The organism is Nocardioides sp. LHD-245 (assembly GCF_030929495.1).
Lineage (GTDB): Bacteria > Actinomycetota > Actinomycetes > Propionibacteriales > Nocardioidaceae > Nocardioides.
The window spans coordinates 217,089-231,998 of record NZ_JAVFWN010000011.1 but is presented as its reverse complement, the minus strand read 5'-3'; the positions used below and the strand labels follow the sequence as shown (position 1 = coordinate 231,998).

16 protein-coding genes and 1 riboswitch are annotated in these 14,910 nt (G+C 75.0%); of the genes, 3 read left to right on the top strand and 13 right to left on the bottom strand.

The window, feature by feature from the left end; all coding sequences use genetic code 11:
• Positions 1-6 precede the first annotated feature (6 nt).
• Positions 7-441: a hypothetical protein gene (locus RB608_RS17410; RefSeq protein ID WP_308089309.1), complete on the bottom strand. Its 435-nt coding sequence runs from the start codon at positions 439-441 to the stop codon at positions 7-9.
• 99 nt (positions 442-540) lie between these two features.
• Here RB608_RS17410 and RB608_RS17405 point away from each other — a divergent pair, with 99 nt between their 5' ends.
• Complete coding sequence (locus tag RB608_RS17405) at positions 541-1,368, top strand: NmrA family NAD(P)-binding protein (protein ID WP_308089308.1); 828 nt, start codon at positions 541-543, stop codon at positions 1,366-1,368.
• Between the two features lie 52 nt (positions 1,369-1,420).
• Here RB608_RS17405 and RB608_RS17400 read toward each other — a convergent pair whose 3' ends face one another.
• A complete protein-coding gene (locus RB608_RS17400) occupies positions 1,421-2,269 on the bottom strand; it encodes an NAD(P)H-binding protein (protein WP_308089307.1) in 849 nt (282 codons plus the stop codon).
• 109 nt (positions 2,270-2,378) lie between these two features.
• Here RB608_RS17400 and RB608_RS17395 point away from each other — a divergent pair, with 109 nt between their 5' ends.
• Positions 2,379-2,744 carry a helix-turn-helix domain-containing protein gene (locus RB608_RS17395; RefSeq protein ID WP_308089306.1) on the top strand — a complete coding sequence of 122 codons (366 nt, stop codon included), beginning with the start codon at positions 2,379-2,381 and terminating at the stop codon, positions 2,742-2,744.
• Positions 2,745-2,784: 40 nt separating this feature from the next.
• Here RB608_RS17395 and RB608_RS17390 read toward each other — a convergent pair whose 3' ends face one another.
• From RB608_RS17390 to RB608_RS17380, 3 genes are read right to left on the bottom strand one after another with little or no spacing between them, the layout of a single operon-like run.
• Positions 2,785-3,804: a cobalamin biosynthesis protein gene (locus RB608_RS17390; RefSeq protein ID WP_308089305.1), complete on the bottom strand. Its 1,020-nt coding sequence runs from the start codon at positions 3,802-3,804 to the stop codon at positions 2,785-2,787.
• Entirely contained in the window at positions 3,705-4,550 is an 846-nt protein-coding gene (locus RB608_RS17385; RefSeq protein ID WP_308089304.1) for a CbtA family protein, read from the bottom strand. Before RB608_RS17385 ends, RB608_RS17390 begins: the two co-directional genes overlap by 100 nt.
• 13 nt (positions 4,551-4,563) lie before the next feature.
• Positions 4,564-4,797 carry a CbtB-domain containing protein gene (locus RB608_RS17380; RefSeq protein ID WP_308089303.1) on the bottom strand — a complete coding sequence of 78 codons (234 nt, stop codon included), beginning with the start codon at positions 4,795-4,797 and terminating at the stop codon, positions 4,564-4,566.
• Between the two features lie 33 nt (positions 4,798-4,830).
• Positions 4,831-4,973, bottom strand: a riboswitch (cobalamin riboswitch).
• Positions 4,974-5,110: 137 nt separating this feature from the next.
• On the opposite strand from RB608_RS17380, the gene RB608_RS17375 reads away from it, so the two are divergent.
• Positions 5,111-5,791 (top strand): GPP34 family phosphoprotein, encoded by a 681-nt coding sequence (locus RB608_RS17375; protein WP_308089302.1) that lies wholly within the window; start codon positions 5,111-5,113, stop codon positions 5,789-5,791.
• Here the strand turns inward: RB608_RS17375 and cobC are convergent.
• The 8 genes from cobC to cobJ are packed head-to-tail and all read right to left on the bottom strand — an operon-like array spanning position 5,788 to position 14,908.
• The gene (cobC, locus tag RB608_RS17370) at positions 5,788-6,780 is read right to left on the bottom strand and encodes an Rv2231c family pyridoxal phosphate-dependent protein CobC (RefSeq protein WP_308089301.1); all 993 of its coding nucleotides are present in this window, start codon (positions 6,778-6,780) and stop codon (positions 5,788-5,790) included. The two genes, RB608_RS17375 and cobC, sit on opposite strands and share 4 nt — an antisense overlap.
• Positions 6,773-8,137 carry a cobyrinate a,c-diamide synthase gene (locus RB608_RS17365; RefSeq protein WP_308089300.1) on the bottom strand — a complete coding sequence of 455 codons (1,365 nt, stop codon included), beginning with the start codon at positions 8,135-8,137 and terminating at the stop codon, positions 6,773-6,775. The genes cobC and RB608_RS17365 overlap by 8 nt, the downstream gene beginning before the upstream one ends.
• A 6-nt stretch (positions 8,138-8,143) precedes the next feature.
• Complete coding sequence (gene cobO / locus RB608_RS17360; protein WP_308089299.1) at positions 8,144-8,740, bottom strand: cob(I)yrinic acid a,c-diamide adenosyltransferase; 597 nt, start codon at positions 8,738-8,740, stop codon at positions 8,144-8,146.
• Positions 8,733-9,386 carry a 5,6-dimethylbenzimidazole synthase gene (gene bluB / locus RB608_RS17355; RefSeq protein WP_308089298.1) on the bottom strand — a complete coding sequence of 218 codons (654 nt, stop codon included), beginning with the start codon at positions 9,384-9,386 and terminating at the stop codon, positions 8,733-8,735. Before bluB ends, cobO begins: the two co-directional genes overlap by 8 nt.
• A complete protein-coding gene (locus RB608_RS17350) occupies positions 9,383-11,401 on the bottom strand; it encodes a VWA domain-containing protein (RefSeq protein ID WP_308089297.1) in 2,019 nt (672 codons plus the stop codon). The genes bluB and RB608_RS17350 overlap by 4 nt, the downstream gene beginning before the upstream one ends.
• Entirely contained in the window at positions 11,398-12,156 is a 759-nt protein-coding gene (locus RB608_RS17345) for an SAM-dependent methyltransferase (RefSeq protein ID WP_308089296.1), read from the bottom strand. Before RB608_RS17345 ends, RB608_RS17350 begins: the two co-directional genes overlap by 4 nt.
• Entirely contained in the window at positions 12,153-13,358 is a 1,206-nt protein-coding gene (gene cbiE / locus RB608_RS17340; protein WP_308089295.1) for a precorrin-6y C5,15-methyltransferase (decarboxylating) subunit CbiE, read from the bottom strand. Before cbiE ends, RB608_RS17345 begins: the two co-directional genes overlap by 4 nt.
• Positions 13,346-14,908 (bottom strand): precorrin-3B C(17)-methyltransferase, encoded by a 1,563-nt coding sequence (cobJ, locus tag RB608_RS17335; RefSeq protein WP_308089294.1) that lies wholly within the window; start codon positions 14,906-14,908, stop codon positions 13,346-13,348. Before cobJ ends, cbiE begins: the two co-directional genes overlap by 13 nt.
• Between the last annotated feature and the right edge of the window lie 2 nt (positions 14,909-14,910).

Here is a 14,910-nt window from a genome sequence, read left to right as displayed (position 1 = left end):
GGCTCCTCAGCTCCCGGCCGCGGGCTCGCGCCCGTGGCCGGGACGCCCGTGGGTACGCCGGTCCTCCTTCATCTCGGCCTCGTAGAGGTGCCGCCGCCCGGCGACGAGCTCGTCCCGGGCGGCGGACTCGAGTCGCTTGAAGTCGGCGTAGTAGCCGTCGTCGTACTCCTCGACGATCTGGAAGGTCCACCGTCCCCGCAGCACGTTGCGCCCGACCAGCTCGGTCTCGAGCCGGTCCGCGAGCGCATCGTGGCCGGCTTCGCGCAGGCGGTCGACGCCCTCGCCGAGGGTCAGGTCGGCGGTGCCGCTGAGCCGGTGGAAGGCGTAGAGATGACCACGGGCCACCTCCGCCGCCTCCAGGGCCTCGGAGATCTTGCCAAGCGCCTCGACCGTCAGGTCGTCGACGCCGTCGGGCCGGGTGTGCTCCTCATGGCTCGCCATGCAACGACGATGCCCACAGACCGGCACGGCACACGGGTGGGCGTTGACCTCAAGATCACTTGAGGTTCTAGCGTCGATCCCGACGAAGGGAGATCGACCATGACGACACTCGTGACAGGTGCGACCGGCAACACCGGGCGCCACGTCGTGGCAGAGCTGGTACGACGCGGGGAGGGCGTGCGGGCGTTGACCCGCGACCCGGAGCGGGCGGCCCCGGTGCTGCCGGACGGCGTCGAGCTGGTGGCCGGCACGCACACGGACCTCGCGACGCTCGGCGGCGCGCTCGACGGGGTGGACCGCCTCCACATCACGGCGACGGCAGGACTCGTGGAGACCGGGCCGGAGCTGGTGCGCCGGGCCGTGGCCGCCGGGGTGCGCCGGATCACCGTGCTCTGGGGCGGCTACGTCGGACCGGTCGAGGAGGCGGTCGCGGACTCCGGCGTCACGTGGACGCGGCTCGAGCCGCAGGAGTTCATGTCCAACGCCCTGACCTGGGTCGACTCCGTCCGCGCCGAAGGCGTGGTGCGCGAACCGTTCGACCTCCCGAGCGCCGTGGTGCACGAGGGCGACATCGGGGCGGTCGCGGCGGCGGCGCTGCTCGAGGACGGCCACGCCGGCAAGGCCTACAACCTGACCGGGCCCGAGGCCCTGCGGTCGTCGGAGCGCGTCGCGCTGCTGTCCGCGGCCATCGGGCACCCGGTCGACCTCGTCCGGATCACCCGCGAGCAGGCGTTGGCCCGGCTGGTCGCGGACGGCGTGTCCCCGGCCGACGCGGAGTACGTCGTCGGGTGGCACGCCGACCCGCCGGCGGCGTCGTGGACGCCGGTCGACACCGTCGCGCGGGTGCTGGGGCGCCCGGCGCGGACGTTCGCGGACTGGCTGGCGGAGCACGCCGATCGGTTCGACGTGCCCCGCCTGGCGTCCTGAGCCCGGGGTCTCGCGACGGCCGCTGCGCGACCTGCTCGACCACCGGGGCGGCTCAGCGTGCGGCGCGGAGGGCGTCGGCGAGCGAGGTGCTCGGACGGCCGAGCAGCGTCTCGAGGTCGTCCGGCTCGACGTAGAGCTCACCGCGGCCCAAGCCGAGGTCGGCGTCGGCGAGGACGGCGGCGTACGCCTCCGGGAGTCCCGCTCCGACCAGCACCTTCGTGAGCTCCTCGGCCGGCAGGTCGGTGTAGGTGACGTCGCGGCCGAGGACGTCGCCGACGGTGGCGGCGAGCTCCTTCAGGCTGAAGGCGGCGCCGCCGAGCTCGTAGACCGCCTTCGGCCGCTCGAGCAGGAGCGCGGCCGCGGCCGCCTCGGCGAAGTCGGCGCGTGTGGCCGCGCTGACCCGGCCGTCACCCGCGGCGCCCAGGACGCTGCCGTGCTCGGCGTACGTCGCGAGCTGGCCGGTGTAGTTCTCAAGGTACCAGCTGTTGCGCAGGAAGGTATGCGGGAGGCCGGACGCGACGATGGCGTCCTCGGTGGCCTGGTGCTCCGCGGCGAGGACGATCCCGCTGGTGTCGGCGTTGGCGATGCTGGTGTAGGCGAGCAGGTCCACGCCCGCGGCCTTCGCGGCGTCGATGACGTTCTGGTGCTGGGGGAGGCGCTGGCCGACCTCGCTGCCGGAGATGAGCAGCACCCGCTCGGCACCGGCGACGGCGTCGGCGAGCGCGGCCAGGTCGGCGTAGTCGACACGACGGGTGGCGACGCCGAGGTCGGCGAGCCGGGCGAGCCGCTCCTCGTCGCGGCCGAGCGCGACGATCCGCTCGGCCGGCACGCCCTTGGCGAGCAGGGAGGTGACGACGAGGTGGCCGAGCTGGCCGGTGGCTCCGGTGACGACGAGGGACATGGTGGGGCGCCTTTCGAACGGTGGGAGATCGTGCTGTCGACGTCCTCAACCGACCCTTTGGGAAGTTGCTTCCCATTGGATAGTACGCACTTTGAAGTAAGGTACTTCCGTGACGGAAAGTACCGAGACGATCTTCGAGCAGTTCCCCGGCGGGGTGTTCCCGGCCGCCTGCTCGAGCCGGGTGCTGCTCGACCACGTGATGAGCAAGTGGGGCGTGCTGGTGCTCGTTTCCCTCACCGACGGGCCGCAGCGCTGGAGCGACCTGCGCCGGCGCGCCCAGGGGATCAGCGAGAAGATGCTCGCCCAGACGCTCAGGACCCTCGAGGGCGACGGCCTGGTCCACCGGGAGCAGCAGCCGGTGATGCCGCCGCGGGTGGACTACAGCCTGACCCCGCTGGGCGAGGAGCTGGCCGAGGTGATGGTGCCGCTGCTGCGCTGGGTCGGGCGGCACGCCGACGAGGTCATCGGGACCTGACGCCGTCGTACCGGACATCCGGGTCGTGTTCTCGGCGAATTCACGACCGTTCTGTCCGGTACGACGGGGGCAGGAGGGCGACGGCCGCGGCGACGAGGGCGGCAGCCGCGCCGATGCGCCGGGCCAGCGTGCGGGCGCGGTCGAGGTCGGCCCGATCGGGGGGCGGGCCGTCGCCCATGACCGCCCGGTGCTCGATCCGGCCGCCGTAGTCGTTGGTGCCGCCCAGCCGGGTGCCGAGAGCACCCGCGAAGGCGGCCTCGACCGGTCCGGCATTGGGGCTGGGGTGTCCCGCCGCGTCGCGTCGCCAGGACCGCCACGCGCCGCGCGGGTCGGGGCCGAGCAGTGTGGCGAGGGCGGCCGTCAGCCGGGAGCCGGGCAGGTTGAGCAGGTCGTCGAGGCGCGCCGCCGCCCAGCCGAACCGCTCGTGGCGGGCGCTGTGGTGCCCGACCATCGCGTCGAGGGTGTTGGCGGCGCGGTAGCCGAGCAGCCCGGGAACGCCCGCGGCGGCGCCCCAGACGAGCGGCGCGACGACCGCGTCGGAGGTGTTCTCCGCCAGCGACTCCAGCGTCGCGCGGACCACCTCGGCCTCGTCCAGCCGGCGTGTGTCGCGCCCGACCAGGTGGGTGAGCCGGACCCGCGCGGCCGGGAGGCTGTCGGTCGCGAGGAGCCGGGACACCGCGGCGGCCTCGCGGTCCAGGGAGGTGCCGCCGAGCACCGCCCAGGCGGCGACGGCGGTGGCGAGCGTGCGGGGGAGGGCCCGCTCGGCCCCGACGCCCAGGACGACGGCGCCCCCGACCAGCGCGCCGGCGTACAGGGCGCCGGTGGTGCGGTCGTCGCGCCAGACCCTCCGCTCCAGTGCGGCCGCGACCTGCCCGAAGCCCGCGACGGGATGACCACGCCGTGGGTCGGCGAGCAGCCGGTCCGCGGCGTAGCCGAGCAGCAGCCCCGCGGCGCGCGCGTTCAGAGGCTGGCGGCGAGCTCGCGGCGCGCCGTCTCGGCCGAGGCCTGGTCGGTCATCCGGCCGACGAGGGCGGTCAGCCCGACGCCGATCGCGGCCCACAGCACGGCGAGGGTGATCAGCGAGGCCCGCCGGAAGTACCAGAGCGTGTCGGCCGGGAAGTCGCCGAGCTCGTTGACCGTGGGTAGCAGCAGCGCGGTGACCGTGACGATCACCAGGTAGGCCCCGGCCGCGAGGAAGGCGGCGGTCCAGCCGTCGAACCGCGCCGCCAGCCGGTTGGCCAGCACCACCACCGCGATCGCGGCGAGGACGGAGACCAGGAGCAGCCCGAAGTACGCCGCCGTGCGGCCACCGATCGTGTCGCCGCTGCCGACGGCCGGTGGCGTCGCGGGGTACTTCGCGAACGGCACCAGGGCCACCGCCACGAAACCGATCAGCACGACCAGGGCGGTGGAGCCGCGGGCGGACAGGCGGCCGAGGCGGCCGAGCGCCGCTGCCGCGGCGAGCGAGGCGAGGCCACCGAGCGCCGCGCCGACGGCGAGCATGCCGGTCAGCAGGCCCCAGCTCTTCTGGTCGTCGCGGGAGACCTCCACCATCCCCGCGTGGTCCTCCTCGGCGGCCGCGGCCTCCTCCGCCGCCACCTCCGCGGGGCTCAGCTGGGCCGCGGCGGCCTCCTCGAGGGCGATGGCGTCGTCGACCTGCGGCTCACCGAAGGCGAATGCGACGACGAAGGCGATCAGACCGGCGACCACGCCGACGGCGAGACCGCGGATCAGGAAGGCGGCAGGGCTGAGGGTGGGGCTGGGGGTGGGGCTGGGGGCAGGGCTGTCCCCGGGAAGGTTGCTCATCGTGTCGCCCCGCTCAGTGACAGGGGTAGCCGAGCAGGTGCCGGGCGTCGTGCACCCACTCGTGCACGGCGTTGCCGGCCGGGAGCGAGATCGCGCCCTGGTCGGCGCTCACGAAGAAGATCGCCAGCATCGCCAGCAGGCCGAAGAAGACGACCCAGCTGCCGAGCTGCAGCAGCGGGACGACCGGGACCTGGACGGCCGTGCCGACCGCGGTCGGGGCGAGAGGGGTGGCAGGGGACTGCGACATGGTGCCTCCTCAGGGATTCAGCGTCCCTGGTCAATGGATGTGAGGTGTGCAGGCACTCGTTCCTGACTTCACCGCACCGTCCGAGGGCGGAGGCGGTGTCACAGTAGCGCGACTGTGCCGGATTCCCACCGGCTTCCTCGTGCCTGCGGGAGCGAGCCTAGGGCATGGCGAGGGGTGGTGGGGAGCTGTCCGCTTTGCGGGGCTCCGGTTGTTGCGGTTTGGTCCCAAACCGCAACAATTCGGGCAGTTGGCATGCGGTTTCTGCCCAATCGGCGGCGTCCGGGGCCGTCGGGGCCTGCCTATGCTTGCAAACATGACCGTCGCCGGCGACCTGGTCCTGATCACCACCGACCCCGTGTCGGGGCGCAGTCTGCTGGGCGGCACCGAGACCGATCCGGTGGTGGGCGGCGCGCTGCTCGTCGACCTGGTCCTCGCCGGGCGCTGCGCCGTGGTGGGGCCGCCGAAGCGGGCGCGGGTCCGGGTGGTGACGACGACGCCGGTCGGGTCCGCGGCGCACGACGGCGCGCTGGCCCGCCTGCGGCCCGGGCGCGACGTCAAGGCCGCCACCGTCGTCCCGCGTCTCGGCAAGGGCGCCCGCCAGCGGCTGCTCGGCCAGCTCGTCGCCGAGGAGGCGCTCGCGCCGCGGCGGGAGAAGGTGCTGTGGGTCTTCACCACGACCCGGTACGACGTCGTCGACATCGCCCGGCGCGACGCGCTCCTCGCGCCGGTGCTGGCGGTCCTGCTGGGGCGGGCGGAGCCGGACGAAGTGACCGGTCCGCTCGTCGGGCTGCTGTCGTCGGGCGGCGCCGTGCCGAGGCTGGTGGGCGGCCCGGACCGGAGGGCCGCGGTCCGGCGGGCCAAGGACGTTGCGCGCGGGGAGTGGGCGGGTGCGGCGGTGAACGCCGCCGTCGCGTCCGCCAACGCCGCGGTCACCGCGGCGGTGACCGCGGCCGTGGTCGCGTCCGCCGCCGGCGGGGCGGCCGGCGGCTCCTAGCCGGCCAGCCCCGCCAGCAGGACGGCGGTCGTGGCGGGCGGCCGCACGGCGATCCGGATCCAGCTGCCGTCGAGGCCGGGGAAGGTGTCGGCCCGGCGGACCGCGATGCCGGAGGCGCGCAGCCGGGCGTGCACGCCGTCGCCGACCTGCGCGAGCACGAAGGACGCGGTGGACGGCAGGTGGTGGATGCCGAGGTCGGCCAGGCCCTTCTCGAGGTGCTCGCGCCAGTCCCCGATCAGCTCGGCCCGTCGGCGCGCCTCGCGAGCGGCGGCGGCGGAGGTGCAGGCGACGACCGCGGCGGCCGCCGTCGTGCCGACCGACCACGGCGTCTGCGCTCGGGCGAGGTCCGCGACGACGGTGGGGTCGCCGACGACATAGCCCGCGCGGATGCCGGGGATGCCCCAGTGCTTCGTCAGCGAGCGCAGCACCAGCAGCCCGTCGAGCGGTACGCCGGCCAGCGACTCGGGCTCGCCCGGGACGCAGTCCATGAACGCCTCGTCGACCGCGACCAGCCGGCCGGGACGGCGCAGGCCCGCGAGCAGCTCGGCGGGGTGCAGGACCCCCGTCGGGTTGGTGGGATTGCCGATCACGACGAGGTCGGCGTCCTCCGGCACGAGCACCGGGTCGAGCGTGAACGGCTCCGGCAGTACCACCGGCGTCACCGCGCGACCGGCCTGCTCCAGCGCCGCGTGCGGCTCGGTGAACTGCGGGTGCACCACCACGGGGCGCCGCCAGGCCCGCCGCCGCGCGACCAGCGTGAACGCCTCCGCGGCGCCGGCGGTGACCAGCACCTCGTCGGTCGACCGACCGTGGTGGGCGGCCACGGCGGCCTGAGCGGCTCGGGGGTCCGGGTAGGCGCCGACCGCGTCCAGCGAGGCGCGCAGGGCGTCGTCGAGCCAGGACGGCCGGGCGCCGTCGTACACGTTGACGGCGAGGTCGAGCATCCCGCGGGCCTCGACGTCGCCGTGGTGGCGCAGCGGGTCAGCCACGGTGCACCGCCGCCGCGAACCGCGCGGCCAGGTGGGGATGGCCGGCCCAGTGCGTGTGGAGGTACGACGCGTGCAGGGTGTCCGACGCGAAGCCGACGTCGTCGCCGTCGATCCGCCAGGCGGGCGTGCCGGCGGTGGCCGGCGTGACCGTCGTGCGGTGGAACTCGTGCCCGGTCACCTGCTCGCCGCCGCGGGTGAGCAGCGTGTCGGCGATCGCGGTGGCGACCGGGTAGCGCAGGGTCAGCCGCTCGGTCATCGCCGCGTCCGCACCGAGGACGCCGGCCATCGGGACGCCGTCGAGGGTGCGGCACAGGTAGAGCAGGCCGGCGCACTCCGCGACCGTCGGCATCCCGTCGAGCACGGCGGCGCGGATCTCGGCCAGCAGCGGGGTGTTGGCCGCGAGGTCGGCCGCGTGCACCTCGGGGAAGCCGCCGCCGAGGTAGAGCCCCGCGGTGCCGGGGGGCAGCGAGGGGTCCGCGGCCGGGTCGAACGGCACCACCGCGCAGCCGTGGGCCTCGAGCAGCTCCGCGGTCTCGGCGTATCGGAAGGTGAAGGCCCGGCCCGCTGCCACGGCGACCCGCCTACGGTTCAATCTGCGCCGGGCGGGCGCGTTCTCGAGTTCAATCTGCGCCGGGTCGGCGGACCAGGGATCAGCCGCGAGCGGGGGAGCAGATCGGGCGATCGCCAATACCGCGCCGAGGTCGACGTGCTCGGCGACGACCTCGGCCAGCCGCGCGACCACGGCCTGGGAGTCCCCGCGCTCGGCGGCGGTCACCAGGCCGAGGTGCCGGGAGGGGGTGGCGATCGACGCGTCGCGGGGGATCACGCCGACCACCGGCAGGGAGATCGAGGAGCGGACCTCCTCCGCGTGCCGGAGTGAGCCCGCCTGGTTGAGGATCACGCCGGCGACCTGGACCGACGGGTCCCAGGTCGCCATCCCGTGCACGACCGCGCCGATCGAGCGTGAGGAGCGGGAGATGTCGACGACGAGGACGACCGGGGTGCGGGTCAGCGCCGCGACGTGCGCGGTGGAGGAGAAGCCGTCGCCGCCGATCCGGCCGTCGTACAGGCCCATCACGCCCTCGACGACCGCGATGTCCGCGGGCACGGGCGTCGTCGCACCGTGCAGCAGGAGGGGCGCGATCAGGTCCTCGCCGACCAGGTGCGGGTCGAGGTTGCGCCCGGGCCGGCCGCACGCGAGCGCGTGGTAGCCGGGGTCGATGTAGTCGGGGCCGACCTTGTGCCCGCTGACCGCGTGCCCGGCGGCCGCCAGCGCGGCCATCAGACCGGTGGCGACGGTCGTCTTGCCCTGACCGGTGGCGGGGGCGGCGACGACGACCCGGGGCAGCTCAGCCATGCGCGGTCACCACTCGATGCCCTTCTGACCCTTCTGGCCGGCGTCCATCGGGTGCTTGACCTTGGTCATCTCGGTGACCAGGTCGGCGAGCTCGACCAGCTTCGGGTCGGCGCGGCGGCCGGTGATCACGACGTGCTGGTGGCCGGGCCGTTCCCGCAGCGTCGAGATGACGTCATCGATGTCGATCCAGCCCCAGTTGATCGGGTAGGTGAACTCGTCGAGCAGGTACAGGTCGTGCCGCTCCTCCGCGATCCGGCGCTTGATCTCGGCCCAGCCCTCGGCGGCGTCGGCGGCGTGGTCCTCCTCGGAGCCGGCCTTGCGCGACCAGGACCAGCCGGAGCCCATCTTGTGCCACTCGATAGTGCCGAACCCGGACGGCAGCTGCTCGAACGCGGTCTGCTCGCCCAGGCGCCACTTCGCCGACTTCACGAACTGGAACACCCCGATGTCCCAGCCCTGGTTCCAGCCGCGCAGCGCCAGCCCGAAGGCGGCCGTCGACTTCCCCTTGCCGTCACCGGTGTGCACCATCACGAGCGGCCGGTTGCGGCGTTGACGCGTGGTGAGCCCGTCGTCCGGTACGACGAGCGGCTGGCCCTCAGGCATGGTCCTGCTCCCTTGCTTGCCAGGTGTCTTCGTGGATGGCGTCGGCGAGCGGCCGGCGCGCGCGCCAGCCGTGCCGCTCCAGGTCGGGCACGGTCTCGAGGTGGCTCACCGTCCCGAGGCAGAGCCAGGCGACCGGGCGCACGTCGGCCGGGATCCCCAGCAGCTGCCGGAGGACGTCCTCGCGGTAGAACGACACCCAGCCCAGGCCCAGGCCCTCCGCGGTCGCGGCGAGCCAGAGGTTCTGGATCGCCAGCACCGTCGAGTAGAGCCCGGCGTCGGCGATCGCGTGCCGGCCGAGCACGTGCGGCCCGCCCCGCGTCTGGCTGTGGGTGACCACCACGCCGAGGGACGACTCGCAGATCCCCTCGACCTTGATCCGGTCGAAGCTCGCCCGGCGCTCGGGCGGCAGCGAGGCCGCGAAGGACGCGCGCTCGGTGCGCACGTGGTCACGGAAGCTCGCCCGGGTCTCCGGGTCCCGCACCAGCACGAAGTCCCACGGCTGGCTCATCCCGACACTCGGGGCGCGGTGCGCCGCGCCGAGGACGCGCTGCAGCACGTCGTCGGGCACGGGGGAGCCGGTGAACTCGGCGCGGACGTCGCGGCGGCGCTCGATGACGTCGTACAGGCTGTCCGTGGGGTGATTCATGCGGCTCGCCGGGTCACGTCCATCAGGGCCTCGGCGCTCACCTCGCCGATCGGGACGTGCTCGGCCCCCAGGTGCTCGGCGAGCGTGCCGGCCAGGCCCATCCGCATCGGGCCGGACTCGCAGTCGACGACCACGCTGGCGATGCCGGCCTCGGCCAGCAGCCCCGCGGCGAGCCGGGACCGCGCCACCGCGTCGGCGCCGGACGTGGCCCGGCCGTCGGTGACGACGACGAGCAGCGGGCGGCGCTGCGGGTCGCGGGTGCGCTCGACGGCGAGCAGGTGCGCCGCCTCCAGCAGACCCTCGGCGAGCGGCGTCCTCCCGCCGGACGGCAGCTCCGCCAGCCGCTGCGCGGCCGCGTCGACGGAGTGCGTCGGCGGCAGCGCCACCTCGGCGTCGTGACCGCGGAAGGTCACCAGCCCGACCTTGTCGCGGCGCTGGTAGGCGTCGAGCAGCAGGCTCAGCACCGCCGTCTTGACCTGCTCCATCCGCCGCCGCGCGGCCATCGAGCCGGACGCGTCGACGCAGAAGAGGACCAGGTTCGACTCCCGCCCCTCGCGGACGGCGACCCGCAGGTCCACCGGCCGCAGCCGCAGTGGCCCGGCGGTGCGGCCCCGCGCGAACTGGTGCGGAACCGCCGCGCGGATGGTCTCGGTCAGGTGGATCGGGCCGTCGCCCCCGCCCCGGCGGCCGGGGGTGGTCGCGCCGATCCGGCGGCCGTTGCTGGTGCGCGCGCGGCTGCGGCGTCCGGCGGTGCCGGTGCCGACGCCGCGGACGGTCAGCAGCCGGGTGCGGTACGCCGACTCGGTCGGTGCGACGCCGCTCGGCGCCTCTCCCGGCGTAGCGTCATTCGCTCCGTGGGCTTGAGCCCCCGGAACGTATGACGTTGCGTCCGGATCGGACGAAGTGTCGTCGGGGTCACCCCCCGGCTGGTCACCCCCCGGCTGGTCACTCCCCGGCTGGTCACCGTCGGGCTGGAGGCCGTCCGGCTGGTCACCCTCGGGCTGGGGGCCGTCCGGCTCGGGGCCGTCCGGCTCGGGCTCCGGCGGCAGGTCGTCGTCGCCGAGCACCTGGTCGAGCAGGTCCTCGTCCAGCCCCGGCGCGTCGAACGGCTTGCGCCGGCGCCGGTGCGGCAGCGCCAGGCGGGCCGCGACCCGGATGTCGTCGAGGGTGACCTGGGTGCGGCCGGACCAGGCGGCGTGGGCGACGGCGGTCCGCGCGGTGACGATGTCGGCGCGCAGCCCGTCGACGTCGAACGCCGCGCAGACCTCGGCGATCTTGAGCAGACCGGCGTCGGAGAGGCGCACCGTGGCGACCAGGGCCCGGGCGCCGGCGATCCGCGTCCGCAGCGCGCCCTCGGCATCGGCGTAGGACGCCGCGAACCCGGCCGGGTCGGTGTCGTGGGCCATCCGCCGGCGGACCACTTCGGCCCGCAGCGCGGGGTCGCGCGGTGCCGCGACCTCGACGGTCAGTCCGAACCGGTCGAGCAGCTGCGGGCGCAGCTCGCCCTCCTCGGGGTTCATCGTGCCGACCAGCACGAAGCGCGCCTCGTGGGTCATCGAGACGCCGTCGCGCTCCACCGTCGCGCGGCCCATGGCGGCGGCATCGAGCAGCAGATCGACGAGGTGGTCGTGCAGCAGGTTGACCTCGTCGACGTACAGGATCCCGCGATGGGCCTTGGCGAGCAGGCCGGGCTCGTACTCGGCCTTGCCCTCCGCCAGCGCGCTCTCGAGGTTGATCGAGCCGGTGACCCGGTCCTCGGTGGCGCCGATCGGCAGCTCGACCAGGGGGACGGGACGGTCGTCGACCGGTGGCAGGACGGCGGCCAGCGCGCGCACGATCGTGGACTTGGCGGTGCCCTTCTCGCCACGCACGAGCACGCCGCCGACGTCGGGGGCGATGGTGGTGAGGATCAACGCCAGGGCCATCGGGTCGGGGCCGTCGGGGCCGTCGGCCCCGACCACGGCGCTGAAGGGGAAGTGGTGGACCGTGGGGGCAGGGATGGTGGGGGAGCTCATCGCAGGCGCTCCTTTCGGGTGACGCGTTCGGTGGAGTAGAGGTACGACTCGGCGTCCGACGCGGATGCCAGCGCCGGGCCGACGAGGATCACGGCGGCCTGCCGCAGTCCGGCCTCCTCGACGAGATCGGGGATGGTGCCGATGGTGCCGCGCAGCACCAGCTCCTCGGGCTGGGAGGCGCGGGAGACGACGGCGACCGGGCAGTCCGCGCCGTAGTGCGGCGCCAGCTCGGCCATCAGTGCGCGGGCGCGGGTGATCGCGAGGTGCAGCACGAGCGTCGCGCCGGTCGCCGCGAACGCCGCCAGCGACTCGCGCTCGGGCATGGCCGTCGACCGGGCCTGGGTGCGGGTCAGCACGACCGACTGCGCGACCAGCGGCACGGTGAGCTCACGACCGACGGTCGCTGCCGCGGCGGCGTACGCCGGTACGCCGGGCGTCACGTCCCAGGGCACGCCCGCGGCGTCGAGCCGGCGGGTCTGCTCGTGCAGGGCCGAGTAGAGGGAGGGGTCGCCCGAGGTCAGCCGGACGACCTCGTGTCCGGCGGCGTGCGCCTCGACCATCGCGGCGGTGATCCGGTCGAGGTCGAGGTCCTGGGTGTCGACCCGCCGTGCGTCGGGACGACAGTGCGAGAGCACCTCTGCGTCGAGGTAGGTGCCGGGGAAGAGGACCACGTCCGCGCCGCCCAGCAGCGCCGCGGCCCGCAGCGTGATCAGGTCGGCCGCGCCGGGACCGGCGCCGACGAAGTGGACGGTCATCGCCGCGGCTCCCTGGTCCAGGCCCACTGGACGACGGCGCGGGCCGGGGTCCAGCCGGTGAACCGCCCGCCGAGCGGGGTGACGTGCTCGACGGCGAGCCGGGTCAGCTCGCCGCCGTAGGCGTGGAAGGCCTCGACGAGGAGCCGCTCGGTCTCCAGGGTCACGCCGTGCGCGACCAGCCGCCCGCCGGGGGCCAGGGCGGCGCGACACAGGTCGAGCAGTCCGTCGGCGGTCGCGCCGCCGCCGACGAAGACCGCGTCGGGACGGGGGAGTCCGGCGAGCGCGTCGGGGGCGCGCCCCACGACGGTCTCCAGCCGGGGTACGCCGAGCGTGGCGGCGTTGCGGCCGATCCGGGCGGCCCGCTCGGGATCCGCCTCGACGGCGACGGCCGTGGTGAGCGGGTGGGCGCGCAGCCACTCGATCGCGACCGAGCCGGCGCCGGCGCCGACGTCCCACAGCCGGTCGCCGGGCCGCGGCGCGAGCCGGGCGAGGGCGCTGGCGCGGACGTCGCGCTTGGTCAACTGGCCGTCGTGCTCGAAGGCGTCGTCGGGCAGGCCGGTCGTCCAGGTGGCGAGGCCGGCGCCGGCGACCTGGAGCGCGAGGACGTGCAGCCGTGGGAGGTCGTCGGGGACCGGCGCGCCGGGGACGAGGTCGGTCCGGGACTCGGCGGCGCCACCGAGATCGCCGAGCACGTGGATCGTGGTGGTGCCGAAGCCGGCGTCCGCGAGCAGCGCGGCGACCGCGGCCGGCGTGCTCTCGTCGGAGGACAGCACGAGCAGCCGCCGCCCGGGGGCGAGCTCGCGGCGCAGCGCGTCGACGTCGCGGCCGACCAGGGTCACGACCGCTGACTCCTCGTCCGACCAGCCCATCCGGGCACGAGCGAGGGACACGGACGACACGGCGGGGACGACGTCGACCGCGTCGCCGCCGAGCAGCCGGATCAGCGTGGTGCCGATTCCGGAGACCAGCGGGTCGCCGGACGCCAGCGCCACGATGCGGCGGCCCTCGTGCTCCTTCAGCACGCCCGGCAGCGCGGACAGCGGGCGCGGCCACGGGCGGCGTACCTGACCGGGTACGGCCGGGACCAGGTCGAGGTGGCGCTCACCGCCGAGCAGCACCTCGGCGTTGCCGACCAGTGCCCGGGACGCCGGCGGCAGGTGGCCGTCGGCGCCGATGCCGACGACCGTGATCAGTCCACCCATCGGGGCGTCCAGACGATGCCGTTGGGCTCCACGCGGGTGGCGGAGGCGCCGATGATGAGCAGGCACTTCATGTCGATGCTGTCGGTGTCGACCAGGCCGAGCGTGGTGACGGTCAGGGACTCCTCGGCCCGGCCGACGTCGCGGCCGACGACCACGACGGTGTCGGGCGAGCGGTGCTCCAGCAGGATCTTCTGCATCGCCACGACCTGGTCGCGGCGCGAGCGCGAGGCCGGGTTGTAGACACCGAGCACCAGGTCGGCCTCCGCGATCGCCCGGAGCCGCCGCTCGACGACCGGCCACGGCTTGAGCCGGTCGGAGAGGCTCATGACCGCGAAGTCGGCACCGATCGGCGCACCCGCGCGGGCGGCGACGGCCTGGACCGCGCTGACACCCGGCAGCACCCGGACGGGAACGGTCGCGTGCTCGGGGTGAGCGGGGTCGGCCGCGGCCTCGAACACCGCCGCCGCCATCCCGAAGACGCCCGCGTCGCCGCCGGAGACGACGGCCACCCGCTCGCCGCGCAGCGCCAGGTCGAGCGCGAGCCGGGCCCGGTCCACCTCGACCGTGTTGCCCGACGCATGCCGCCGGAGGCCGGGACGCTGGGGCACCCGGTTGACGTACGGCGCGTAGCCGACCACGTGCTCGACCTCGCCCAGCGCGGCGCTCGCCTCCGGGGTCAGCCAGCCGTCCGGGCCGGGGCCGAGGCCGATCACGAGCAGCTCCGCGGGTTGCGGTTTGGTCCCAAACCGCAACATTTCGGGCTCTGGACGTGCGGTTTCTGCCCAATCGACGCGCGTGGGGGCCGCCCGCATCCGGTCCGTCGAGGCGGGGCGTGCGGAGTCGCCGGGGACGACGATGAGCGAGAAGTACGGCACCGAGCCGGCGTCCACGTCGGCCACCGGCAGCCAGCGCTCCTCGGGCTGGGAGGCGCGCTCGACGTACAGCGCCCCCTCCAGCCGGCCGGCGGCGGCGAGGGCGGATCGGACGGCGGGGAAGGTCCGGCCGAGCTTCATGATGACCGCGCCGTCGGTGTCGGCGAGGCGACGGGCCAGCTCCGGCTCCGGGAGGGTGCCGGCGAGCACGGTGAGCACGTCGGTCTGCCGTACCAGCGGGGCCGGGATGGTCGCGGCGGCGGCGGCGAAGGCCGGGACCCCGGGGACCACGTCGACCGGGAACCGGTCACGGAAGCGGTCGACGAGGTACATCGAGGAGCCGTAGAACAACGGGTCGCCCTCGGCGAGCAGGACGACGTCGCGGCCGGCGTCGAGGTGTGCGGCCAGGCGCGCCTCACAGCTGTCGTAGAAGTCGGCCAGCGCGCCGACGTAGCCGCCGGGATGGTCGGTGGTCCCGGTCGTGACCGGGTAGCGCAGCTCCTCCTCGATCGCGCCGGCCGGGATCAGGTCGGCGGCGATCCGGCGCGCGTGGGACTCCCTGCGCACCCCGGCGTGGAAGGCGACGACGGGTGCCGCGCGGATGAGTCGCTCGGCCTTGCGGGTGATCAGCTCGGGGTCGCCGGGGCCGATGCCGACGACGAGGAAGCGCCCGGTCATCG

Bases quoted from the DNA above. Each gene is read 5' to 3' on its own strand.
- RB608_RS17410 (WP_308089309.1), bottom strand. From the start codon at position 441: ATGGCGAGCCATGAGGAGCACACCCGGCCCGACGGCGTCGACGACCTG.
- RB608_RS17405 (WP_308089308.1), top strand. From the start codon at position 541: ATGACGACACTCGTGACAGGTGCGACCGGCAACACCGGGCGCCACGTC.
- RB608_RS17400 (WP_308089307.1), bottom strand. From the start codon at position 2,269: ATGTCCCTCGTCGTCACCGGAGCCACCGGCCAGCTCGGCCACCTCGTC.
- RB608_RS17385 (WP_308089304.1), bottom strand. From the start codon at position 4,550: ATGAGCAACCTTCCCGGGGACAGCCCTGCCCCCAGCCCCACCCCCAGC.
- RB608_RS17380 (WP_308089303.1), bottom strand. From the start codon at position 4,797: ATGTCGCAGTCCCCTGCCACCCCTCTCGCCCCGACCGCGGTCGGCACG.
- RB608_RS17375 (WP_308089302.1), top strand. From the start codon at position 5,111: ATGACCGTCGCCGGCGACCTGGTCCTGATCACCACCGACCCCGTGTCG.
- RB608_RS17365 (WP_308089300.1), bottom strand. From the start codon at position 8,137: ATGGCTGAGCTGCCCCGGGTCGTCGTCGCCGCCCCCGCCACCGGTCAG.
- cobO (WP_308089299.1), bottom strand. From the start codon at position 8,740: ATGCCTGAGGGCCAGCCGCTCGTCGTACCGGACGACGGGCTCACCACG.
- bluB (WP_308089298.1), bottom strand. From the start codon at position 9,386: ATGAATCACCCCACGGACAGCCTGTACGACGTCATCGAGCGCCGCCGC.
- RB608_RS17350 (WP_308089297.1), bottom strand. From the start codon at position 11,401: ATGAGCTCCCCCACCATCCCTGCCCCCACGGTCCACCACTTCCCCTTC.
- RB608_RS17345 (WP_308089296.1), bottom strand. From the start codon at position 12,156: ATGACCGTCCACTTCGTCGGCGCCGGTCCCGGCGCGGCCGACCTGATC.
- cbiE (WP_308089295.1), bottom strand. From the start codon at position 13,358: ATGGGTGGACTGATCACGGTCGTCGGCATCGGCGCCGACGGCCACCTG.
- cobJ (WP_308089294.1), bottom strand. From the start codon at position 14,908: ATGACCGGGCGCTTCCTCGTCGTCGGCATCGGCCCCGGCGACCCCGAG.